At 64.5% G+C, this 20726-nt stretch carries 24 protein-coding genes and 1 riboswitch; of the genes, 5 read left to right on the forward strand and 19 right to left on the reverse strand.

Annotation, left to right across the window (positions count from 1 at the left end; translation table 11 throughout):
- Window position 1: 1 nt before the first annotated feature.
- The 16 genes from KVX96_RS17790 to thiD all read right to left on the reverse strand — a co-directional run bounded on the left by KVX96_RS17790 (window position 2) and on the right by thiD (window position 13556).
- A complete protein-coding gene (locus KVX96_RS17790; RefSeq protein ID WP_261196138.1) occupies window positions 2–775 on the reverse strand; it encodes an L-iditol 2-dehydrogenase in 774 nt (257 codons plus the stop codon).
- On the reverse strand, window positions 772–1776 hold the full coding sequence (locus tag KVX96_RS17795) for an ABC transporter ATP-binding protein (protein WP_261196139.1): 1005 nt from the start codon (window positions 1774–1776) through the stop codon (window positions 772–774). The genes KVX96_RS17790 and KVX96_RS17795 overlap by 4 nt, the downstream gene beginning before the upstream one ends.
- Window positions 1777–1788: 12 nt before the next feature.
- Window positions 1789–2619, reverse strand: coding sequence for a carbohydrate ABC transporter permease (locus KVX96_RS17800; protein ID WP_261196140.1), 831 nt, complete (start codon window positions 2617–2619; stop codon window positions 1789–1791).
- Between the two features lie 13 nt (window positions 2620–2632).
- On the reverse strand, window positions 2633–3499 hold the full coding sequence (locus tag KVX96_RS17805) for a carbohydrate ABC transporter permease (protein ID WP_261196142.1): 867 nt from the start codon (window positions 3497–3499) through the stop codon (window positions 2633–2635).
- Between the two features lie 125 nt (window positions 3500–3624).
- Complete coding sequence (locus KVX96_RS17810) at window positions 3625–4923, reverse strand: ABC transporter substrate-binding protein (RefSeq protein WP_261196144.1); 1299 nt, start codon at window positions 4921–4923, stop codon at window positions 3625–3627.
- Between the two features lie 95 nt (window positions 4924–5018).
- The gene (locus KVX96_RS17815) at window positions 5019–6050 is read right to left on the reverse strand and encodes a LacI family DNA-binding transcriptional regulator (RefSeq protein WP_261196146.1); all 1032 of its coding nucleotides are present in this window, start codon (window positions 6048–6050) and stop codon (window positions 5019–5021) included.
- A gap of 121 nt (window positions 6051–6171) precedes the next feature.
- Entirely contained in the window at window positions 6172–6912 is a 741-nt protein-coding gene (locus tag KVX96_RS17820; RefSeq protein WP_261196147.1) for an ABC transporter permease, read from the reverse strand.
- Entirely contained in the window at window positions 6909–7640 is a 732-nt protein-coding gene (locus tag KVX96_RS17825) for an ABC transporter ATP-binding protein (protein WP_261196149.1), read from the reverse strand. The genes KVX96_RS17820 and KVX96_RS17825 overlap by 4 nt, the downstream gene beginning before the upstream one ends.
- Window positions 7637–8314 (reverse strand): thiaminase II, encoded by a 678-nt coding sequence (tenA, locus tag KVX96_RS17830; protein WP_261196151.1) that lies wholly within the window; start codon window positions 8312–8314, stop codon window positions 7637–7639. Before tenA ends, KVX96_RS17825 begins: the two co-directional genes overlap by 4 nt.
- Complete coding sequence (locus KVX96_RS17835; RefSeq protein WP_261196289.1) at window positions 8311–9246, reverse strand: ABC transporter substrate-binding protein; 936 nt, start codon at window positions 9244–9246, stop codon at window positions 8311–8313. The genes tenA and KVX96_RS17835 overlap by 4 nt, the downstream gene beginning before the upstream one ends.
- Window positions 9247–9257: 11 nt before the next feature.
- Window positions 9258–10232, reverse strand: coding sequence for a HesA/MoeB/ThiF family protein (locus KVX96_RS17840; protein ID WP_261196152.1), 975 nt, complete (start codon window positions 10230–10232; stop codon window positions 9258–9260).
- Window positions 10229–10825 carry a thiamine phosphate synthase gene (locus tag KVX96_RS17845; RefSeq protein ID WP_261196153.1) on the reverse strand — a complete coding sequence of 199 codons (597 nt, stop codon included), beginning with the start codon at window positions 10823–10825 and terminating at the stop codon, window positions 10229–10231. The genes KVX96_RS17840 and KVX96_RS17845 overlap by 4 nt, the downstream gene beginning before the upstream one ends.
- Window positions 10822–11595 (reverse strand): thiazole synthase, encoded by a 774-nt coding sequence (locus KVX96_RS17850; protein ID WP_261196291.1) that lies wholly within the window; start codon window positions 11593–11595, stop codon window positions 10822–10824. Before KVX96_RS17850 ends, KVX96_RS17845 begins: the two co-directional genes overlap by 4 nt.
- 3 nt (window positions 11596–11598) lie before the next feature.
- Window positions 11599–11796, reverse strand: a complete 198-nt coding sequence (gene thiS / locus KVX96_RS17855) for a sulfur carrier protein ThiS (protein WP_261196154.1) — start codon at window positions 11794–11796, stop codon at window positions 11599–11601.
- Window positions 11780–12754, reverse strand: coding sequence for a glycine oxidase ThiO (gene thiO, locus KVX96_RS17860; protein WP_261196155.1), 975 nt, complete (start codon window positions 12752–12754; stop codon window positions 11780–11782). Before thiO ends, thiS begins: the two co-directional genes overlap by 17 nt.
- Entirely contained in the window at window positions 12747–13556 is an 810-nt protein-coding gene (gene thiD, locus KVX96_RS17865; RefSeq protein WP_261196156.1) for a bifunctional hydroxymethylpyrimidine kinase/phosphomethylpyrimidine kinase, read from the reverse strand. Before thiD ends, thiO begins: the two co-directional genes overlap by 8 nt.
- Before the next feature lie 56 nt (window positions 13557–13612).
- Window positions 13613–13718, reverse strand: a riboswitch (TPP riboswitch).
- A gap of 137 nt (window positions 13719–13855) precedes the next feature.
- Between thiD and KVX96_RS17870 the strand changes: the two genes are divergently transcribed.
- Together KVX96_RS17870 and KVX96_RS17875 are read left to right on the forward strand one after the other, a co-directional pair.
- Entirely contained in the window at window positions 13856–15121 is a 1266-nt protein-coding gene (locus tag KVX96_RS17870; protein WP_261196157.1) for a DUF3300 domain-containing protein, read from the forward strand.
- Between the two features lie 2 nt (window positions 15122–15123).
- Entirely contained in the window at window positions 15124–16023 is a 900-nt protein-coding gene (locus KVX96_RS17875; protein WP_261196158.1) for a DUF2950 domain-containing protein, read from the forward strand.
- Window positions 16024–16099: 76 nt separating this feature from the next.
- Here KVX96_RS17875 and KVX96_RS17880 read toward each other — a convergent pair whose 3' ends face one another.
- Window positions 16100–16909, reverse strand: coding sequence for a division plane positioning ATPase MipZ (locus tag KVX96_RS17880; RefSeq protein WP_261196159.1), 810 nt, complete (start codon window positions 16907–16909; stop codon window positions 16100–16102).
- A 191-nt stretch (window positions 16910–17100) separates the two neighbouring features.
- Entirely contained in the window at window positions 17101–17592 is a 492-nt protein-coding gene (locus KVX96_RS17885; RefSeq protein WP_261196160.1) for a GNAT family N-acetyltransferase, read from the reverse strand.
- A gap of 64 nt (window positions 17593–17656) precedes the next feature.
- Between KVX96_RS17885 and KVX96_RS17890 the strand changes: the two genes are divergently transcribed.
- A complete protein-coding gene (locus KVX96_RS17890; protein ID WP_261196161.1) occupies window positions 17657–17968 on the forward strand; it encodes a hypothetical protein in 312 nt (103 codons plus the stop codon).
- Here KVX96_RS17890 and KVX96_RS17895 read toward each other — a convergent pair.
- Complete coding sequence (locus KVX96_RS17895) at window positions 17965–18438, reverse strand: Lrp/AsnC family transcriptional regulator (protein ID WP_261196162.1); 474 nt, start codon at window positions 18436–18438, stop codon at window positions 17965–17967. The two genes, KVX96_RS17890 and KVX96_RS17895, sit on opposite strands and share 4 nt — an antisense overlap.
- 196 nt (window positions 18439–18634) lie before the next feature.
- Here KVX96_RS17895 and KVX96_RS17900 point away from each other — a divergent pair, with 196 nt between their 5' ends.
- Window positions 18635–19069, forward strand: a complete 435-nt coding sequence (locus KVX96_RS17900; protein ID WP_261196163.1) for a universal stress protein — start codon at window positions 18635–18637, stop codon at window positions 19067–19069.
- Between the two features lie 8 nt (window positions 19070–19077).
- Entirely contained in the window at window positions 19078–20622 is a 1545-nt protein-coding gene (locus KVX96_RS17905; RefSeq protein ID WP_409977139.1) for an alanine/glycine:cation symporter family protein, read from the forward strand.
- The last annotated feature ends 104 nt before the right edge of the window (window positions 20623–20726 follow it).

Here is a 20726-nt window from a genome sequence, read left to right on the forward strand (position 1 = left end):
GTCAGCTCATCCATTGTCCGCCGTCCACGTTGTAGCATTGTGCCACGATGTATTCGGCCTCTTCGCTGGCGAGGAAGACGGCCATCCCCGTCAGATCCTCGGCGCGGCCCATGCGCCCGTAAGGCACGCCCGCCGCGACTTCCTTCTTCTTCTGGCCCGGTGCCTTGCCTTCGTGCTTGGCGAAAAAGGCGTCCACGCCGTCCCAGTGCTCGCCATCCACCACGCCGGGGGCGATGGCGTTGACGTTGATTCCGTGCTGGATCAGGTTCAGCCCCGCCGATTGGGTGAGGCTGATCACGGCAGCTTTCGTGGCGCAGTAGACGGCCACCAGCGGCTCGCCCCGGCGGCCCGCCTGGCTGGCCATGTTGATGATCCGGCCCCGGATGCCGCGTTCGATCATGTGGCACGCCACGGCCTGCATCGTGAAGAGCGTGCCGGCGACGTTGATCTGAAATACGCGGTCATAATCGGCGCGCTCGATCTCGACGACGGGCGCGGCGGTGAAGAGGGCGGCGTTGTTGATCAGGATGTCGATCTGGCCGAAGCGCGCCACCGTCGCGGCGATGGCCGCGTCGATGCTCTCCTGCCGGGTGACGTCCATCTCCACCGCAAAGGCGTTTTCGCCCAGCTCCGCGGCTGTTTCCTGCGCGCGGGCGATGTTGATGTCGGCGATGGCCACCTGCGCCCCTTCGCGCAGATAGGCCTGCGCAAACGCCGCCCCGATGCCGCGCGCGGCACCGGTGATCAGCGCGGTTTTTCCGTCCAGCCGTTTCATGCGATCCTCAGGCCCTGCGCGTCAAAGCGGTGGATCACATCGGCGCGCGGGGTCAGGTGCACGCGGTCGCCGTGGCGGAAGCCCACCTCGCCATCGGCGCGCACGGTGATCGTGTCGGCGAGGCCGGTCTGGTGGATGTGGAAGAACGTATCGGAGCCGAGGTGCTCGGAGACGCCAACCACGCCGCTCCACGGCCCTTCGCTCGCGCTCACGGCGATATGCTCGGGCCGCACGCCGATGGTGTGGGCGTCGTGCTTGGCAGCCTCGGGCCCTTCGATGAAGTTCATCTTGGGCGAGCCGATGAAGCCGGCCACGAAAAGGTTGCGCGGTTCGCGGTAGAGCTCCAGCGGGCTGCCGACCTGCTCGATATTGCCCGCGCGCAGCACGACAATCTTGTCGGCCATCGTCATGGCTTCCACCTGATCGTGGGTCACGTAGATCATAGTGGTTTTCAGGCGTTCGTGCAGTTCGCTGATCTCCAGCCGCATGCCCACGCGCAGGGCGGCGTCGAGGTTGGAGAGAGGCTCATCGAAGAGGAAGGCCGCCGGTTCGCGCACGATGGCACGGCCGATGGCGACCCGCTGGCGCTGCCCGCCCGAAAGCTGGCCCGGGCGGCGGTCCAGATAATCGGTGAGGTTCAGCACCGAGGCCGCCCCTTCCACGCGTTTGTCGATCTCGGCCTGATCGAGCTTCGCCATCCGCAGCGGGAAGGCGATGTTCTTGCGCACGCTCATATGCGGGTAGAGCGCGTAGGACTGGAACACCATGGCAAGCCCGCGCTTGGCCGGGGGCACGTCCGTGGCATCGGTGCCGTCGATCTCGATATGGCCGGTGGTGATGTCCTCAAGGCCGGCGATCAGGCGCAGCAGGGTGGATTTCCCGCAGCCCGAGGGGCCGACAAACACCGTGAACTCGCCATCCTGAATGGTCAGATCCAGCGGGGGAATGACCTCGACATCGCCAAACTTCTTGGTGACTTGTTTGAGTTGGATACGTCCCATGGGTCGGGTTCCTTATTTCACTGCGCCGAAGGTCAGGCCGCGGACAAGTTGTTTCTGGCTGAACCAGCCAAGGATGAGGATCGGCGCGATGGCCATGGTGGAGGCCGCGCTCAGCTTGGCGAAGAACAGGCCTTCGGGGCTGGAATAGCTGGCGATGAAGGCGGTGAGCGGCGCGGCGTTGACCGAGGTGAGATTGAGCGTCCAGAAGGCTTCGTTCCACGCGAGGATGAAGTTCAGCAGCAGCGTGGAGGCGATGCCGGGCACGGCCATGGGCGTGAGGATGTAAAGAAGCTCTTCCTTCAGCGTGGCCCCGTCCATCCGCGCGGCTTCAAGGATTTCGCCGGGGATTTCGCGGAAGTAGGTGTAGAGCATCCAGACGATGATCGGCAGGTTGATCAGCATCAGGATGATCACCATGGCGAAGCGGTTGTCCAGAACGCCCAGCTGGATGCAGAGCAGGTAGATCGGGTAGAGCACGCCCACTGCGGGCAGCATCTTGGTGGAGAGCATCCACATCAGGATGTCCTTGGTGCGCTTGGAGGGCACGAAGGCCATGGACCATGCCGCAGGCACTGCGATGATGATGCCCAGCACGGTGGAGCCGCCGGCGATGATCACCGAGTTCCACAGGAAGCGCATGTAGTCGGAGCGCTCTTGCACGATGGCGTAGTTTTCCAGCGTCCAGTCGAAGTTCAGAAAGATCGGCGGGCTTGCGATGGCCTGCGCCTCGGTTTTGAAGCTCGTCAGGATCGTCCAGAGGATCGGGAAGAAGATCAGCAAGCCGATGGCCCAGGCGAGGGCTGTGTTGAGGATCTTGCGGTTGGGGGTCACGGAGCGTGCCATGGTCAGTTTCTCCTCACGCGTCCAGGTTCTTGCCGACGATGCGCATCAGGAAGAGCGCGATGATATTGGCAAGGATGATGGCGTAGACGCCGCCTGCAGAGCCGAGGCCCACGTTCTGGCTTTCCAGCACGCGCTGGAAGATCAGGTAGGTGAGCGTCCGGGTGCCGAAGGCGCCGCCGGTGGTGACGAAGATCTCGGCGAAGATCGCCAGCAGGAAGATCGTCTGGATCAGGATCACGATGGTGATGGCGCGGCTCAGGTGCGGCAGGACGATGTGGTAGAAGCGCTTGAGCGGCGGGGCGCCGTCCATCTCGGCGGCTTCGAGCTGTTCGCTGTCCAGCGACTGGATCGCCGTGAGCAGGATCAGCGTGGCGAAGGGCAGCCACTGCCACGAGACGATCATGATGATCGAGCCGAGCGAGGCATCCGAGAGCCAGGAAACCGGCTCGGCCCCGAAGAAGCGCCAGAGGTGCGCAAACAGGCCGTTCACGGGATCCATGAACATGTTCTTCCACACCAGCGCGGAGACGGTGGGCATGACGAAGAAGGGGGCAATCACGAGGATGCGGACAACGCCTTGCCCCCACATCGGCTGGTCCAGCAGCATTGCGAGCAGGATGCCGAGGATCACCGTGATCAGCAACACGCCGCCGACGATCACAAGCGTTGTCTGTACGGCAGGCCAGAAGGCGCTGGAGGTGACAAAGCGGACGTAGTTGTCAAACCCCACCCAGCCAAGATCGCCGCCGCGCAGCGGAAGGTATTTCTTGAAGGAGAAATACAAGGTCATCGTGAGGGGCACGAGCATCCAGACGAGCAGGACGAAGACGGCCGGTGCCATCATGATCCGTGCTGCTGACCGGGAGTGTTGCGTTGCCATTGGGGACATCTCCTCTGTTGACGCTCGTCAAGCGTCCCAGAAACCCTTCGGAAATTTCAAGGAAAAGGTGGGGTGGTGAAGTGGGGCGCGGGGTGGAGGGCCCGCGCCCCTTCAGGGAGGAAGCCTTAGTAGCCTGCAGCTTCCATCGCTTCGGTCGTGATGGCCTGAGCTTTCTCAAGCGCTTCTTCGACGGTCTGCTGACCGGCGTAGGCGGCGGAGAATTCCTGGCTTACTTCCGTGGCGATACCGGCGAACTCCGGGATGGCGGCGAATTGGATGCCGACATAGGGAACCGGATCAACCGTGGGGTTGTTCGGATCCGCAGACAGGATGGAGTCCAGCGTCATTTTCGCGAAGGGCACTTCCTGGTATTCAGGCGTTTCGTAGAGCGAGGTGCGAGCACCCGGCGGTACGTTCGCCCAGCCTTCGTTTTCAGCAACCAGCGCGATGTAGTCCTTGGACGTGGCCCACTCGATGAACTGCTTGGCTTCAGCTTCTTTCTGGGTGCCGGCCGGAACGGCCAGTGCCCAGGCCCAGAGCCAGTTGGAGCGCTTGCCAAGGCCGGTGTCCGGCGCAAGGGCAAAGCCCACGCTGTCGGCGACGGTCGAGTCCTTGCCGGTCACGAAGGACGCCGCAACAGTGGCGTCGATCCACATGCCGCATTTGCCTTGGTTGAACAGCGAGAGGTTCTCGTTGAAGCCGTTGGTGGCGTAACCAGCGGGGCCGGATTCATCCATCATGCCCTTGTAGAAGTTCAGGGTGTTGGCCCAGGCTTCGGTGTCGAACTGTGCTTTCCAGTCCTCGTCGAACCAGCGCGCGCCGAAGGAGTTGGACATTGCGGTGATGAAAGCGCCGCCTTCACCCCAACCGGCTTTGCCGCGCAGGCAGATGCCGTTGATGTCGGCGTCGCGGTCCGTCATGGCGGCGGCGGCTTCGCGGATGAACTCCCACGTCGGCGCTTCCGGCATTTCGAGCCCGGCCTTCTCCATCAGATCGGTGCGATACATGATCATGGAGCTTTCGCCGTAGAAGGGCGCGGCATAGAGCGTGCCCTCGTGCGACAGGCCGCCGGCCATGGCGGGCAGGATGTCGCCCACGTCGTACTCGTCAGACAGATCGTCCAGCGCAACAAGCCAGCCATTGGCGCCCCAGATCGGGGTTTCGTACATGCCGATGGTCATGATGTCGAACTGGCCACCCTTGGTGGTGATGTCCGTGGTCACACGCTGGCGCAGGACGTTTTCTTCGAGCGTTACCCACTCGACGTCGATGCCCGTCGCTTCGGTGAATTTGTCGGTGTAGCCCTGCATGCGGATCATGTCGCCGTTGTTGACGGTGGCGATGGTGATCGTTTCAGCGGTGGCAGCACCACCCGACACGAGCGCGAGTGCGGTAGCCGCACGAAGTGCGTTCTTAAGGTTCATTGGGTCCTCCCGTAAACAATTTACCCGACGACAAGCATCGGAAAATTCTTTTCGCGCGTCAACAAAAATTTTACGCGCGATAATTTTTGGAGAAATCAGGCAGAGGCGCGCAGGATAAGTCTTGCTGGATAAAGGGTTTCTGTCCGGTTCGCGAATTTGCCCCCGGCCTCAATCAGCTCGAACAACGTCTCCACCGAGCGATTCGAGACGGCCTCATAGTCATGTGCTGCAGTTGTCAGAGGCGGGCAGGTGAATCGCGCGAAAGGGTGATCGTCCATCGAAGCCACACGCAGATCGCAATCCGCCCCGATGCCCACGCGCAGGTTCTTTTCGTAGCAGGCCGAGAGAAAACCGATGGCCAGCCGGTCGTTGCTGCACAGGACGGTGTCGGTGGGCAGTTCGTCGCGTTCGAGCATGGTCAGGCAGCCCTGCCGCCCGATTTCCTCAAAGGCCCAGCCTTCGCCGCCGACGCTGATGACATGGGGGCTGAGGCCGAGTTTTTCCATCCGGGTCAGGTAAGCGATGCGGCGTTTGTTGGCGTTGGGGTTGGCCGGGTGGCGCATCTCGAAGAAGCTCGGCGCGGTGCCACTGCGGCTCAGGTATTCTACCGTCTGATCCACGAAACTCGCATTGTCGGAGCCGATGAAGGCCGCGCCCATACCTTCGATGTTTGAGTCGAAAATCACCGTGGGCACCGCTTTGCAGAAGCGCTCGATCTCGCCTTTGATCGACGCGCGGCCCAGTGGCGCAAGCAACACGCCAGCCGGTTTGAGCGAACGCAGCCCGTCCAGGATCTCCACCTCCAGTTCGGGGATGCCGTGAGAGGAATAGAGCGTGGGGCGGTAGCCCGCATCGATGCAGCGTTGTTCGATGTTGCGGGCGATCTCGGCAAAGAACGGGTCCGCCAGATAGGGCACGACGATGCCGATGTTCTTGGTCAGCCGCCGGTTCTGGTTCATCGCGTAGACGTTGGGGCGGTACTCGTAGCGCTCCAACGCTTCTTCGATACGCGCACGGGTGGAGGCCCGCACGCTCTCCGGATCATGGAAATACTTCGACACCGTGGGCCGCGAGATGCCGCTCACCGCCGCGAATTCCTCCATGTTTCGGATCTTCTTCTGTGTCATCTTTCCCCGCTTTTCGGCCCTTGCCCGTGGCCCATGGCCGATTGGTCTCGGCAAAGAGGGTTTCTTACCGCGTGGAAAAAATCAATAACTTTACGTAAAATTTTGGCCGCGAATTAATCCTTCAGCCACCTGCGGCGCGGGCGGCGAGGCGGCGGGAGAGCGCGTCGAAGATCAGGTAAAGCACCACGGACATGGCACAAAGCGCCAGTACCGCGGCGAACATCAGGTCCGTTTTGGCACGGCCATTGGCCAGCAGCATGAGGTAGCCGAGCCCGCGCGAGGCCCCCACCCATTCGCCGATCACCGCGCCGATGGGGGCGTAGACGGCGGCGAGTTTCAACCCGGTGCCGAGGTTGGGCAGGGCCGCCGGAATGCGAATGCGCAGCAACACCTGCCGGGGCTTGGCCTGCATGGCGTGGGCCAGATCGAGGTAGCCCTTCGGTGTGGTCAGCAGCCCGTCAAGGAAGGAGGAGGTGACAGGGAAATAGATGATCAGCACTGCCATGGCGATCTTGCTCCAGAGCCCGTAGCCGAGCCAGAGCGTGAGCACCGGGGCAAGGGCAAACACCGGGATTGCCTGTGAGAACACGAGGATCGGCCCCAGAAGCTGCCGCGCGCGGGGCGAGAGCGCCAGATGCAGCGCGGTGGCAATGCCCAGAGCGGTGCCGATGGCCATGCCCAAGAGCACCTCGCCCAGTGTCACCAGCGCGTGCTCTCCGATCAGGGCACGGCTGTCCCAGAACACTTTGAAAACGCGAAACGGCGAGGGCAGGATGAAATGGGGCAGGCCCGTCAGCCAGACGATGGCTTGCCAGATCACGATCAACAACGCGAAGGAGGCAAGCGCGTGGTGCACTCTCATGCGGGGGCTCCTTCGCGCAGGAAGGCGTGCAGGCGGCCCTGCAGGGCCAGCGTGTCCGGGTGATCCACCGGGCGCGGGACGGGCGCTTGCGGCACGTCGAAGCTGCGGGTGCTGCCCGGCGCCATCACATGGATGCTGTCACCCAGCCGGGCGGCCTCACCGGGATCGTGGGTGACGAGCAGCACGGTCCGGTCTGCGAGCTGTGCGGCGGCCAGATCCTGCATGTCGGCGCGGGTGCGGGCATCAAGCGCGGAAAAGGGCTCATCCAGCAGGATGATGGGGCGATCCTCCATCAGCGTGCGGGCCAGCGCCACGCGCTGCCGCTGCCCGCCCGAAAGCGCGGCGGGGCGTTTCTCAATGTGATCGCCAAGGCCCACGCGGGTCAGCAGATCCCGCGCGCGGGCCAGATCGGGGGCGTCGCCCCTGAGCCGCGCGCCGATGGCGACGTTTTCGGGCGGCGATAGCCACGGCAGCAGCAGATCGCTCTGCGCCATATAGGCGATGCGATCCTCCAGCGGCGCGCCATCGCTGGCGGTGATCGTACCTTGGAAATCCACATGCGCCGCCAGCCCGGCGATCAGGCGCAGCACGGTGGTTTTGCCAACGCCCGAGGCCCCCAGAAGGCAGGTCCAGCGCCCCGGTGCCATCTCCAGCGTGAGCCCTGAGAAGAGCGGAACGCCCTCCACCGAGGCGGCACCAGAGAAGCTTATGCCGGGGGCCATGCTCATGCGGGGGAGAGGCCCATCTGCCAGAAATCGACCTCAAGCCGCGTGGCCACGGCGAAGCGCTGCGACAGCCGCGTCCAGCGCGGGGTTTGTGTGTAGCCTTCGCCCAAGCGATGCACGAGCGCGCCGTCGATCAAAGCGCCCACGTCACGGCAGATCTGCTGATACTCCTCGCCCGCATAGGTGCCGATCCATTCGGCATAGGCCTCGCTCGTGGCCTCGGTGCCAAGCCGCGCGCCGATCTCGCCGTAGCCCATCACACAAGGAGCCAGAGCGGCCACGAGATCGAGGAAGTCGCCCGAATAGCCCGCCTCCAGCACATAGCGCGTGTAGGCGAGGTTGGCGGGGGTTTCCTCGGTGGCGAACAGCTCCGCCTCGCTGATCCCGGCCTTGGCGCAGGTTTCCACATGCAGCTGCATCTCGTGGTTCACCAGCCCGTTCACCGTGGCCGCCGCCGCCTTCATTTCCGAAAGCGTATCGGCCTTGGCCACGGCCAGCGCCCAAGCGCGGGAGAAATGCACGAGGAAAACGTAATCCTGCCGCAGGTAATGCAGGAAGGCCGCCTGCGGCAGGGTTCCGTCTTTCAGCCCTTCCACGAAAGCGTGGCGGGTATAGGCCCGCCACGCCTCCGGGCAATCCGCGCGCCAAAGCGCGAAGGCTTTGCCGTAGTCGCTCATTGCGCCGTCACGTCGATCGCGATGGTGGAGACGGGGTTCACCGACGGCACAAGGCCGAACTCGTGCAGGAAGGTCTCGAAGGCGGCGTAGCGGCCAGCGTCAAAGGCGGCCGGGCGCAGGGCGAAGCGGGGCAGTGTATCAACCCAGGCCTTGGCGTTCAGCTCGTCCTGCAACTCCTTGGAGGTGCCTGCAAAGATCTCCCAGCTCTTTTCCGGGTGGTTCACGATGAACTGCGTGGCCTTCTCGGTTGCCGCGAGGAAGCGGGCGATCTTTTCCTTGTCGAGGCTTTCGGTGTTGGCGACGTAGATCAGCTCGTCATAAGTCGGCAGACCCTCTTCCTCGATGTAGAAGCAGCGCCCTTCCACGCCTTCGATCTCCATCTGGTTCAGCTCGAAGTTGCGAAACGCGCCAATCACCGCATCCACTTGCCCGCTCATCAGCGAAGGCGAAAGGGACCAATTGACGTTCACCAGTTCGATGTCGTCCAGCGTCAACCCATTGGGCTGAAGGATCGCGCCCAGCACGGCCTCTTCCACACCGGCCACGGAGAAACCAACCTTGCCGCCCTTCAGATCGGCGATGGATTTGATCGGACCGTCTTGCAGCACCAGCAGGCAGTTCAGCGGCGTGGCAACTAGTGTGCCGACGCGGGTGAGCGGTAAGCCCTCGTGGATCTGCAGGTGCAGCTGCGGCTGGTAGGAGACGGCCAGATCGGCCTTGCCGGCGGCCACCAGTTTCGGCGGATCAGAAGGATCGGCGGGCGGGATGATCTCCACCTCGAGGCCCTGCTCGGCAAAATAGCCGTTCTCCTGCGCGATGATGATCGGGCCGTGGTCGGGGTTAATGAACCAGTCGAGGATCAGGGTCATCTTGTCTTGCGCCATGGCCGGAGTGGCCAGCAGCATGGCGGCAAGGGTGAGCGCCTTTTTCATCGGGTGTCCTTTCATGTGGCGGTGTCTCCCATGGCGACGAGGGCAATCTCGCCGCTCCAGTAATCGTTGAGGGCAGCGGCCGCGCGCCAGGAGCGCAGGCCGGTGCGGCAGACCATGACAGCGCGCTGGCCCTCGGCGGGGTTCAAGCGGGCTGTGGCGAAATCTTCGGGCGTGAGCCGCTGCGCGTTGGGGGTGACGCAGGGGGCCTCATCGGCGCCGCGCAGTTCGACCACGAAATCCTCCGCCGCGATGTCGCGGTGGCTGATGAAGGGGAACTGGCCCGCATCGGGCTCCGGCGCGCCGTCAAAGCGGAAGGTGGCGGTGCGGAAGGCAATCGCATCATAGCGCAGCATCTGGCCCAGAGGCTTGCCAAGGCCCAGGAGGTGGTTGAGCGCCATCTGCGCCTGCAACGTGCCCAGCGTGCCGACGACGGGGCCCAGCACGCCATTGGTGGCGCAGCTCCCGGCTACGGCAGGCAGATCGGGGAAAACCGCCCGCAAAGATGGCGCGCCGCCGCAGCAGCCCGCCGCATAGCCTTCGGTGCCCAGCACGGAGGCCGTGAACAGCGGGATCCCGGCGGCCAGACAGGCATCCGACAGCGTGTAGCTGGCGGCAAACGTATCGGCGCAATCGAGCACCACGTCGCAACCGTGGATCAGCCCGCCCACGTTGTCAGGGTTGAGCGCGGCGAAGACGGGCTCAACCGTCACCTCGCCGTTCAGCGCCTCCAGCCGCGCGGCGGCGGCGCGGGCCTTGGAGCGGCCCACGTCGGCTTCGGTGAAGAGCACCTGTCGGTGCAGGTTGCTTTCGTCCACGCGGTCCGGGTCAACGAGTGTGATATGGCCAAGCCCCGCGCCCACCAGATAGGGCAGCGCCGCCGCGCCGAGCCCGCCCGCACCCACAACGAGGGCATGGGCCCCGGACAGGCGCTGCTGCCCCCCGGGCCCGACCTCGGGCAGGATCATCTGGCGGGCGTAGCGGCTCATCCGCAGGCCTCCAGCCAGGCGCGGATGCGGGCTTCGGGATCATCGTTCAGGGTGATGTCCGTCACCGCCGAGACCACATCGGCCCCAGCTGCAAACACGCCGGGCGCGCGTTCCACGCTCATGCCGCCGATGCCAACGAGGGGGATATCGCCGATGCGCTTCTTCCATTCGGTGACGCGCGGCAACCCCTGCTCGTGCCATTTCATCTTCTTCAGGATCGTCGGGTAGACGGGGCCGAGCGCGATGTAATCGGGCGCCAGCGCCAGCGCGCGCTCCAGTTCCTCTTCATCGTGGGTGGAGATGCCCAGCCGGATGCCGGCTTTCTTGATCGCGGCAATGTCGGCCGTGTCCAGATCCTCCTGCCCGAGGTGCAGGAAGTCGCAGCCTTCTTCGATGGCCATCTGCCAGTAATCGTTCACCACCAGAGTCGCGCCATGTTCCCCGCAGAGCCCCTTGGCCGCTCGGATTTCGGCGCGCACGTAGCCGGGCATCTGATCCTTGATGCGCAGTTGCACGAGTTTCACGCCGAGGGGCAGGGCGCGCAGGAGCCATTCGGAGGAGTCGAAAATCGGGTAGAAGCGGGGGAGCGTCATTCGAGGAAGGCCTTTCCGATCACGGGGGTGGAGGGCGCGGCCATGTCGCGCGGCTCGATCGGGTCGGCCTCATAGGCGGCCTGCCCGGCGAGCACGGCGCGGGAAAAGGCCTTGGCCATCATCGCCGGATCGCCCGCCTTGGCGACGGCGGTGTTCAGGAGCACGGCGTCAAAGCCCAGCTCCATCGCGCGGGCGGCATGGGACGGCAGGCCGATCCCGGCATCCACCACCAGGGGCACGTCCGGAAAATGCGCGCGCATGGAGCGCAAGGCGTATTCATTGGCGAGCCCGAGGCCCGAGCCGATGGGCGCGCCCCAGGGCATCAGCACCTCGCAGCCCGCGTGCAGCAGCTTTTCGGCCACCACCAGATCCTCTGTGGTGTAGGGGAAGACCTGAAAGCCCTCTTCGCTCAGCACCCGCGCAGCCTCGACCAGCGCGAAGACATCGGGCTGCAGCGTATCGGTATGGCCGATCACTTCGAGCTTGATCCACGGCGTGTCAAAGACCTCCCGCGCCATATGGGCGGTGGTGATGGCCTCTTTCGCGGAGTGGCACCCGGCGGTGTTGGGCAGCACCGGCACGCCGAGATCGGCGATCATCGCCCAGAAATCCTGCCCGGCGCGATCCGCCCCGCTTTCGCGCCGCAGCGAGACGGTGGCCACGCCCGCGCCGGAGCAACGGAAGGCCTCGGCCAGAATGGCCGGAGAGGGATATTGCGCCGTGCCCAGCATCAGCGGGTTGGCAAGCGGGGTGCCGTAAAACTCGCGCATCATTCAGCCCCCCTGCATCGGGGCGAGCACCTCGATGCGGTCGCCGGCGTCCAAAGCATGGTCGGCACGGGCGGGGGCTGCCACGAAAGCCTCGTTTACGGCTGTGGCCACCTTGGCCTCGGCGAGGCCGATTTCGGCCAGCAGCTCGGCCAGCGTTGTGGCCTCTGTCTCGCGGCGTTCGCCGTTAAGCGTAATCTTCATCCATCACCTCCGGGCGCGCGCCCGTTTCAAGCATGTCGGCCACCATCCGTGCCAGCGCAGGCGCGAGCAGGAAGCCGTGGCGGTAAAGCCCGTTTGCATAGATCGTATCGCTGCGGCGGCGGATGCGCGGCAGGTTGTCGGGGAAAGCGGGGCGCGCATCGACGCCGATTTCCAATACCTCCGCCTCGCCGAAGGCCGGGTGCAGCGCGTAGGCGGCACTCAGCATTTCCAGAAGCGAGCGCGCGGTGATCCGGCCACGCTCGCCCGCCTCGATCATCGTTGCGCCGAGCATGTAGACGCCATCGCCGCGCGGCACGATGTAAAGTGGGATGCGCGGGTGCAGCAGGCGCACGGGGCGCGAAAGCTGCACATCGGGGCAGCGCAGGATCAGCATCTCGCCCTTCACGCCGCGCAGGTCGGTGAGCGCGTCGCGCGCCGAAAGGCCCCGGCAATCTATTGTGGTGGCGGCCTCGGCCTGCGGCTGCACTGCGATGCCCTTGGCGGCGAGGTTGCCCGACAGCGTTTCGAGCGCGGCGCGGGGGCTCAGGTGGGCTTCCTGTGGGAAGTAGAGCGCGGCGCGGAAGCGGCCGGCGAGGTCCGGTTCCAGCGCGTCGATCTGGGCCGCGTCCAGCCGTTCGAAATTTTCCGTGCGGCGGGCGAAACGGTCCAGCTCCTTCAGATCGCGCCCCAGCGCCACCACGAGCGAGCCTTGCGTCTCCACAAGCCCGGTGTGCTGCTGCCACCAGCCGATGGACTGCGCGCCGAGCCGCACCACGGGCTCTTCCGCGCTTTCGCCTTCGCACCACGGCGCAAGCATGCCGCCCGCCCACCAGCTGCAGGCATGGGGGCCGGGGCTAGGCTCCTTGTCCACCAGCGCGAAATCGATCCCGCGCGCGGCCAGTTCCGTGGCCATGCAGAGCCCGGCGATGCCGGCGCCAAGGATGCGCAGCTCAGCCATAGACGGGCCATTGGGCGTGGAAATGATGCACCGGGCCGTGGCCGGACCCGATCTGCAGATCGTCTGCCGCAGCAATTGCGGCCTGCAGGTAGCCGTGGGCGGCCACGACGGCGGCGGTAAGATCGGCCCCTTTCGCCAGTTCGGCGGCGATGGAGGAGGAGAGCGTGCAGCCGGTGCCGTGGGTGTTCTGGGTTTCCGCGCGCGGGGCCGTGAGCACCAGCGGCGGGGCGTCCTCGGTGATCAGCAGATCCTCGCAGACCGCGCCTTTCGCATGGCCGCCCTTCATCAGAACGGCCTCCGCCCCGAGCGCCAGCAGCGCTTCGCCCTGCGCGGCCATCGCGGCGCGGCTTTCGGCCTCGGACTGGCCCAGAAGCCGCGCGGCCTCGGGCAGGTTGGGGGTGAGTACGGTGGCCATGGGAAGGAGCCGTTCGATCAGCGCGGCCACGGCATCCTCCTGCAGCAGGCTGTCGCCGGATTTCGCCACCATCACCGGATCGAGCACGATGGGGCCTTTGAAGCCCTTCAGCCCGTCCGCAACGGTGGCGATGATCTCGGGCGTGGCGAGCATGCCGATCTTCACCGCATCCACTGCGAGATCCGAGAGCACCGCCTCGATCTGGGCGGAGATCACCGGCAGGTCGATCCCCTGCACGGCCGTCACGGCGCGGGTGTTCTGGGCGGTGACGGCGGTGATCACGGAAGCCCCGTACACCCCAAGCGCGCTCATGGCTTTCAGATCGGCCTGAATCCCGGCACCGCCGCCGCTGTCGGAGCCGGCAATCGTCAGGGCAATCGGTGTCATCAGGCGCGCCTTTCAGCTTGCCCGGGCGTCACCTGCGGTTTGATGGAAAGGGGGCGGCTTGCGCGTTCTCCGTTCCCTCCGCCGGCATTGCCCGGATCAGGTTCTATGGGTTGATGCCCCGCATCTCTCAGCCCTCCAGCGAAGGCACCCCAACGGTTTCTTGCCCGGTGAGATAGCGCAGCCATCAGGCACAATCAATTCGGAAATAGCCGGGCGCGGATTTCGCCGCGATACAAACTTCTGGCCCGAACCCGGTGCGGATTGCATAGTGGGGCCATGACAAGCGGAGGAGGCGAGTCATGCATTTGTTGAAGAAATTGGGGCTTTTCCTGGCGGCTTTGGCGCTGAGCGCAGGAGCGTCCCTCGCCCAGACGGAGGCCACGGAAGCTACAGAAGCCACGGCGGAAGAGGCGCTCTTGAGCGGCGCGGAACTGGACACGCTCATGGCCCCGGTGGCGCTCTATCCCGATACGCTGCTGATCCAGATCCTTGTCGCGTCAACCTATCCGCTGGATGTGGTGAAGGGCGACAGGTTCGTGCAGGCCAGCGCGCTGGAAGGCGAGGCGCTAGAAGAAGCGATTGACGCGGAAGGCTGGGATGCCAGCGTCGGCGTGCTGGCGAAAGCCTTCCCGGATGTGCTGGGCAAAATGGCGGAACATGTGGATTGGACCGAGGCCGTGGGCACTGCGATGATGGCGCAGACGGAGGACGTTCAGGCCTCCATCCAGCGGCTGCGCGATCAGGCGATCCAGACGGGCGCACTTGTCAGCACCGACGAACAAACGGTTGAGACGGTGGACGACGAGGTGGTGATCACCCCGGCCGATCCGGAAGTTGTCTATGTGCCTCAATATGATGCCAACACGGTGTATGACTCCTCTGTCGGGGATGCGCTGCTGACCGGGGCGCTCATTTTCGGCGGCGCAATCCTGATCGACGAGATCTTCGATGATGATGACGATTGGAACGACTACTGGGGCTGCCGCAACTGCGGCGGCTGGGGTGGCGGTCCGATCATCCGGGATCCGGACATCGACATTGATATCGACGGCGATGTGAACATCGGAAACGGCAATCGCCCGGATTTCGGCTGGGAGCCGGACGACGACCGCGCACAGGAGGCGCGTGACAAGATCGCCGAGAAACGCGGCAAGGAGGGCGCGACGACGCTGCCCATCGATCGTGGCCCCAACCGCGGCGACGACCTGCGCAAGGAGCTTTCGGAAAAAGCCGGCGTGAAAGACATCACCCAGCGCGAGGGGGCCTCTGCCGAGCAGCTGCGGTCCGCTGCCGGGGCGGCTGGTGCAGGGGCTGCAGCCGGAGCCCTTGCAGGCAAGGCTGCAGGGAAGGCTCAGGGCAAGGCTCCGGGCGACATCAAGGCCCGGACGGGAGAGGGCGCTGTCTCCCGCCCGAAGGCGGCTGTGCAGAAGCCGGCCCAGATCAAGAAGCCCACACAGGTGAAGAAACCGTCTGGCGGTGCGATCAAACCGAAGGCCGGTGGGGCGAGCAAGGCGAAGGTCTCGAAGGCAAGGGGCGCAAAAAGCGCTGGCAAGAGGAGGAGATGACGATGCGAGGTTTTCTGACGATCTTTGCCACCGCTGCGATGCCACTCGCGGCACAGGCCGATGCCCCGCGCAGCTTTGACTCGCATGGCGCAGCGGCCGAGGCTCTCGCCTCCGCGTTGCGCTCTGGCGATGTGCAAACCGTGCTCTCTGTCTTTGGCGATGGCGCCGAGGCGTTGCTGCTTGACGTGGATGAGGCGCAGCGCGCGGAGAACTGGCAAGCGTTTCTTGACGCCTATGACGCCGAACACGCGTTCCGGCTGCAACCGGACGGGCTCGCCTTTCTCGTTGTCGGTGAGGAGGACTGGCCCTTCCCTGTGCCCATCGTGCGTCGGGTTGATGGCGGCTATCAGTTTGATCTGGACGCCGGCGCGGAGGAAATCCTGTTGCGCCGTGTCGGCGAGAACGAGTTGGCGATCATCGACACGATGCGGGCCTATGTGGATGCGCAGGCGGAATACCGGGCGCGTGATCCCGATGGCGATGGGATCCATGCCTTCGCCAGCCATCTGATTTCAGAGGAGGGCGCGAAGGACGGGTTGTATTGGGATGGCCCAGACAGCGTGGTGGGCGATGCTTTCGCGCGCGCCAGTGCGCAAGGGTTCCTGACCTACAATGGCGATCAGGATGCGGTGCCTTTCTCTGGCTACTTTTTCCACATGCTCTCAGGTCAGGGGGAGAGTGCCCCCGGCGGGGCGATGAGCTACGTGGTGAATGATCATCAACTCGCCGGCCACGCGCTGATTGCCGTGCCCGCGATCTACGGCGTCACAGGGATCATGAGCTTCATGGTTTCGGAAAACGGCGCGGTGCTGGAGGCCGATCTGGGGGACGATTCCATTGAGGAGGGGCTGGCTCTGGAACTTTATGACCCCGGTGAGACATGGGTGCCGGTTGAGCCCTAAGCCGCGGAAGATCCCGGCAAAAACGAAAACCCCGGCCTTTGGGCCGGGGTTTTTTCTAAGCGCCTTTGAGGATGCTTCAGAAATCCACGGTGACGCCGGGCAGGTTCAGCTCTTTCATCAGGTCGCGCACTTCCTGACGGGCGGCGACGTTGGAGATGTTGAGCTGCTGCACGCCGATGTCGCGCAGATCGAGAAGCGTGAGGCCGCGCGGGAAGAGCTCGCGGAAGATCACCCGCTCGCCAAAGCCCGAAGCCACGCGGAAGCCGATCCGCTTGGAGAGGTTCTCCAGCGCTTCGCCCACTTTCTTCTTGTTGTGCATCTGCTGGGCCGCGAGCCGGTTGCGCACCACGATCCAGTCGATCGGCGGCAGCCCGGCCTGCGCGCGCAGCTGGCGCGCGTTCCACACCATCTCGGAATAGACGGACGGCCCGAGGATCTTGTTGCTGTCCGGATCGACCTTCGCCAGCAGGTCGAAATCGATGAAACTGTCGTTCATCGGGGTGACGAGCGTGTCGGCGAGCGAATGGGCCACCTGAGAAAGCCGGGTGTGCGAGCCTGGGCAGTCGATCAGGATGAAATCGCTGCCCGGTTCCAGCGCGGCGACGGCGGCAGAAAGGCGGTGATCGTAGATGTTTTCACCCGGCGCGAGGCTGTCGCGGTCCACTTCCGGCAGATCGGCGTATTCCGGTGTGGCCAGATCCAGCCCGTGCTTGGCGGCATAGGCGCGGCGGTTCTCGACAAAGCTGCCGAAGCTGCGCTGGCGCAGGTCGAGATCGAGCACGCCAACGAAATGCCCCATCCGGCACAGCGCGGTTGCAATATGCATGGAGGTCGTGGATTTGCCCGACCCGCCCTTTTCGTTGCCGACGACGATGATATGCGCCACGTCTGTCCCCTTTAATCCTTGGCCAATGCCGCTCTAGGCATCGGCATCGCCACTATATGTTGCGCGATGAGCGGTGAAAAGCACGATAGGCAAGAAGGATGCCGAAATGTGGCTCTAACGCCCGCCTTTGGCGCTCCGGCCCCGCAGATGGCGCAGCATTGCGGCCCAATTCGGGGCCTGATTGGGGCGGATCAGAGGTGTTTTTCCATGCGCAGGCGGCGGGCGAAGCCGTCCGGGTCGGCAAGATAGCCTGCCTCCTGCCAGCCGTGGGCGGCATAGAAGGCGCTGGCAGCGGTGTTCCCGGCGTGGATTTCCAGCCGCGCGGTGGCGTGGCCGGCCTGCGCGATGGCGGTTTCCGCCGCGCCCAGAAGCGCGGCCCCGAGGCCCCTGCGCTGGGCAGGCGGATCCACGATCAACAAGTGCAGCAGATCGTCGAGCACCACTGAGAAGCCTGTTGCGGCACCGCCTGTGACGGCCACCATGGCGTGGCCCATGCCGCGCGCGATCTCGCGGTCCGCCGCGCCGGACTCAAGGTAGTAATCCACCGCCTTGTCGCCGAGAAAGCCGCGATAGCCCGCGTCCATCGCGCGGCAGGCAATGGCTTGCAGGGCGGCGGCCTCTTCCGGGAGCGCAGCGCGGATTGTCACGTCGGTTGTGGCTTGGGCGGATTGATCTGCAGACATAGGGCCTCCGTTGTGGTGTTATCCTAGGGGAAAGCCGCGCAATCACCAACTGGAAGGATGACCCATGATCGACCCGACGCAGTGGGATATGGCGGGCAGCTTGCCCGAAGGGCTCTCGCCGCCGCTGCAGGCGCTGTGGTGGCTGCGCAAGGGCGGCTTTGCCGTGGGGCCGGAGTGGGAGCGCGCCCACGCGATCTGCCAGAGCCACGAGGGCGACCCGGCCCATGATCTGGCCCATGCGGTGGCGCATCTGGTGGAAGGCGATCTGTTCAACGCCGATTACTGGTTCCGCCGCGCCGGCCACGCGCGCCGGTCCGATCGGGCGGAGGCCGAATGGGACTGGGTGGCCGCGGAACTGGCGGCACAGGCCAGCTAGCCGACGAAGGCGCTCTGATCCAGCGCTTCCTTGACCACTTCCATCACCGCGAAAGAATTCGTCTGCAGCACGCCGGGCAGCAGATTGATCTTGTCGCCCAGCACGCTGCGGAAGTGCCCCATGTCGCGGGTGCGCACGGTGAGCAGGTAGTCAAATGAGCCCGCGATCATCACGCAGCTTTCGATCTCGGGGATGTTCTTCACCGCGCGGTTGAAGGCATTGAGCGAGCCGTCCCCGGTGGCCGAGAGCGAAACCTGCACCACCGTCAGATGCCCGTGGCCCAATTGCTCCAGATCCAGCAGCGCCGCGTAGCCCCGGATGTGGCCGCTCTTTTCCAGCCGCCGGACGCGTTCGGAGCAGGGCGTATTGGTGAGGTTGACGCGCTGGGCGAGTTCCACGATGGAGAGCCGTCCGTTCTCGGAAAGCGCCCGCAGGATGCTGCGATCAATTTTGTCTAGATCTCTTCCCATTAGGCTTTTTCCCTGAAAAATTGCGCCATTTCCCGAATTTTTACCGAAAATACCACCATTTTAGCGCCCTTACCTAGGGAAAATCACTGATAGTTTCCTTTACGGGAAGGCAACACCCGAATGCGGTGCATGGGCCACGATTACAGGGGGTGGCCCCTGAACCGCGCTATCTGGACCAAGATAAGAGGGACAAGAAATGACAGTAAAACTGGTCGTCGGCCTCGATGGCACGGCGGATGGAGAGCGTGAGCTTTCCTTCGCCCGCGATCTGGCCTCGAAACTGGAGGGCTGCGAGTTGATCGTGGCTTTCGTGATCGAATGGTCGCCGTTCTCCTTCCAGACACCGGAGGAAAACGCGCAGCGGCACAAGCGCCGTGAGGAGGAAATCAAGATCGCGCGGGAACGTGTGGTGGATCCGGCCGTGGCCTCGCTGACAGCAGCGGGCTTCGCGGCAACGGGGGTGGTGCGCCATGGCGATGTGGCCGAGGTGCTGAACGCCATCGCCGTGGACAAGGGCGCCACCCAGATCATCGTGGGCCGGGCCTCTGCCCGCAGCCTTGCCACCCGCGTGTTCGGGAGTGCCACGCAGAAGCTCGTGATGCTGGCCGACGTGCCGGTCACCGTGGTCTGAGGGAGGGAATGACCATGCAGAAATACCTGATCCCCGCCGCGGCGGGCAGCCTGTTTGCGGCCCCGCTGGCCGCGCAGGAGGCAATGAGCCTCGATGCCAAGGTCAACGCGGCCTTCGCCGCCGCCACCGGGCCCTTCGTGAGCCTGATCTTCGCCCCCATTCCGGGCACGAGCTTTCCGTGGATCGTGATGTGGCTGGTGATTGCGGCTTCCGTGTTCACGCTCTACTTCGGCTTCGTGCAGTTCCGCTACTTCCGCCACTCGGTGCAACTGGTGAAGGGCGATTATGCCGACCCGAACGATGCCGGTGAAGTGAGCCACTTCCAGGCGCTCGCCACCGCACTTTCGGGCACTGTCGGCCTTGGCAACATCGCCGGCGTGGCCGTGGCCGTGGGCATCGGCGGCCCGGGCGCGACCTTCTGGATGATCCTCGCGGGCCTTCTGGGCATGGCGTCGAAATTCACCGAATGTACGCTCGGCGTGAAATACCGCAATGAATACCCCGACGGTTCCGTCTCCGGTGGCCCGATGTACTACATCTCCAAGGGCTTCAAGGAGCAGGGCCTGCCGGGCGGCAAGATCCTTGCGGTGCTGTTCTCGATTTTCTGTATCCTCGGCGCGCTTGGCGGCGGCAACATGTTCCAGGCCAACCAGGCCCACGCGCAGATCTCCGGCATTGTCGGCGATTATCCGGGCTGGATCACGGGGCTTGTCTTCGCGGCCATCGTCTTTGCGGTGATCGTGGGCGGGATCAAATCCATCGCCAAGGTGACGGAAAAGGTCGTGCCCTTCATGGGCATCCTCTATGTCGGTGCGGCGCTGATCATCCTGATCGTGAACTACGACAAGATCGGCTGGGCCTTCGGCCAGATCTTTGCAGGGGCCTTCACCGGACTCGGCGTGGCCGGCGGCATGGTCGGTGCGCTGATCCAGGGCTTCAAGCGGGCGGCCTTCTCCAACGAGGCCGGCGTGGGCTCTGCCGCCATCGCCCACTCAGCGGTGCGTACCAACGAGCCGATCACCGAAGGCTTCGTTTCCCTGCTGGAGCCGCTGATCGACACCGTGATCATCTGCACCATGACAGCCCTCGTGATCACGATCTCGGGGCAGTTGATGATGGATGCGGAAACCGGGCGCTTCCTGCTCGACGGGGGGCATATCGCCACCGTGGACGGCAACACCGGCGTCGCGCTCACCTCGGCAGCCTTCGGGGCCTCCATCGGCTGGTTCCCCTATGTGCTGGCCGTGGCCGTGGTGCTCTTTGCCTTCTCGACGATGATCTCCTGGTCCTACTACGGCCTCAAGGCCTGGACCTACCTTTTCGGCGAAGGCAAGACGACGGAGCTGATCTTCAAGTTGATCTTCTGCGTCTTCGTGGTGATCGGCGCAGCCGCAAGCCTTGGCCCGGTGATCGACTTCTCCGACGCGGCGATCTTCGCCATGGCGGTGGTCAACATCATCGCGCTCTACTTCCTGATGAAGGTGGTGCGGGCCGAGCTTGGTTCTTATACGGCGCGGCTGAAGAGCGGGGAAATCCGCAAGTTCGCTAAGTAGTATCGCCAATGAAAACCCCTGCCGCGTAGCGCGCGGCAGGGCTAAAAAGGGGGCGCACCGGGTCATATGGCCGGGTGCGCCTTTTTTGCGAGACGAACGCCTTT

This window comes from Pseudoruegeria sp. SHC-113, assembly GCF_025376885.1.
GTDB lineage: Bacteria > Pseudomonadota > Alphaproteobacteria > Rhodobacterales > Rhodobacteraceae > Pseudoruegeria.

Coding starts and splice junctions, on each gene's coding strand:
- KVX96_RS17850 (WP_261196291.1), bottom strand. CDS start 11,595: ATGCGCGAGTTTTACGGCACCCCGCTTGCCAACCCGCTGATGCTGGGC.
- KVX96_RS17820 (WP_261196147.1), bottom strand. CDS start 6,912: ATGAGAGTGCACCACGCGCTTGCCTCCTTCGCGTTGTTGATCGTGATC.
- KVX96_RS17835 (WP_261196289.1), bottom strand. CDS start 9,246: ATGAAAAAGGCGCTCACCCTTGCCGCCATGCTGCTGGCCACTCCGGCC.
- KVX96_RS17875 (WP_261196158.1), top strand. CDS start 15,124: ATGCGAGGTTTTCTGACGATCTTTGCCACCGCTGCGATGCCACTCGCG.
- KVX96_RS17890 (WP_261196161.1), top strand. CDS start 17,657: ATGATCGACCCGACGCAGTGGGATATGGCGGGCAGCTTGCCCGAAGGG.
- KVX96_RS17790 (WP_261196138.1), bottom strand. CDS start 775: ATGAAACGGCTGGACGGAAAAACCGCGCTGATCACCGGTGCCGCGCGC.
- KVX96_RS17885 (WP_261196160.1), bottom strand. CDS start 17,592: ATGTCTGCAGATCAATCCGCCCAAGCCACAACCGACGTGACAATCCGC.
- KVX96_RS17840 (WP_261196152.1), bottom strand. CDS start 10,232: ATGAGCCGCTACGCCCGCCAGATGATCCTGCCCGAGGTCGGGCCCGGG.
- KVX96_RS17870 (WP_261196157.1), top strand. CDS start 13,856: ATGCATTTGTTGAAGAAATTGGGGCTTTTCCTGGCGGCTTTGGCGCTG.
- thiD (WP_261196156.1), bottom strand. CDS start 13,556: ATGACACCGATTGCCCTGACGATTGCCGGCTCCGACAGCGGCGGCGGT.
- KVX96_RS17805 (WP_261196142.1), bottom strand. CDS start 3,499: ATGGCAACGCAACACTCCCGGTCAGCAGCACGGATCATGATGGCACCG.
- KVX96_RS17905 (WP_409977139.1), top strand. CDS start 19,078: ATGACCATGCAGAAATACCTGATCCCCGCCGCGGCGGGCAGCCTGTTT.
- KVX96_RS17815 (WP_261196146.1), bottom strand. CDS start 6,050: ATGACACAGAAGAAGATCCGAAACATGGAGGAATTCGCGGCGGTGAGC.
- tenA (WP_261196151.1), bottom strand. CDS start 8,314: ATGAGCGACTACGGCAAAGCCTTCGCGCTTTGGCGCGCGGATTGCCCG.
- KVX96_RS17795 (WP_261196139.1), bottom strand. CDS start 1,776: ATGGGACGTATCCAACTCAAACAAGTCACCAAGAAGTTTGGCGATGTC.
- KVX96_RS17810 (WP_261196144.1), bottom strand. CDS start 4,923: ATGAACCTTAAGAACGCACTTCGTGCGGCTACCGCACTCGCGCTCGTG.
- thiS (WP_261196154.1), bottom strand. CDS start 11,796: ATGAAGATTACGCTTAACGGCGAACGCCGCGAGACAGAGGCCACAACG.
- KVX96_RS17845 (WP_261196153.1), bottom strand. CDS start 10,825: ATGACGCTCCCCCGCTTCTACCCGATTTTCGACTCCTCCGAATGGCTC.
- KVX96_RS17900 (WP_261196163.1), top strand. CDS start 18,635: ATGACAGTAAAACTGGTCGTCGGCCTCGATGGCACGGCGGATGGAGAG.
- KVX96_RS17825 (WP_261196149.1), bottom strand. CDS start 7,640: ATGAGCATGGCCCCCGGCATAAGCTTCTCTGGTGCCGCCTCGGTGGAG.
- KVX96_RS17895 (WP_261196162.1), bottom strand. CDS start 18,438: ATGGGAAGAGATCTAGACAAAATTGATCGCAGCATCCTGCGGGCGCTT.
- KVX96_RS17800 (WP_261196140.1), bottom strand. CDS start 2,619: ATGGCACGCTCCGTGACCCCCAACCGCAAGATCCTCAACACAGCCCTC.
- thiO (WP_261196155.1), bottom strand. CDS start 12,754: ATGGCTGAGCTGCGCATCCTTGGCGCCGGCATCGCCGGGCTCTGCATG.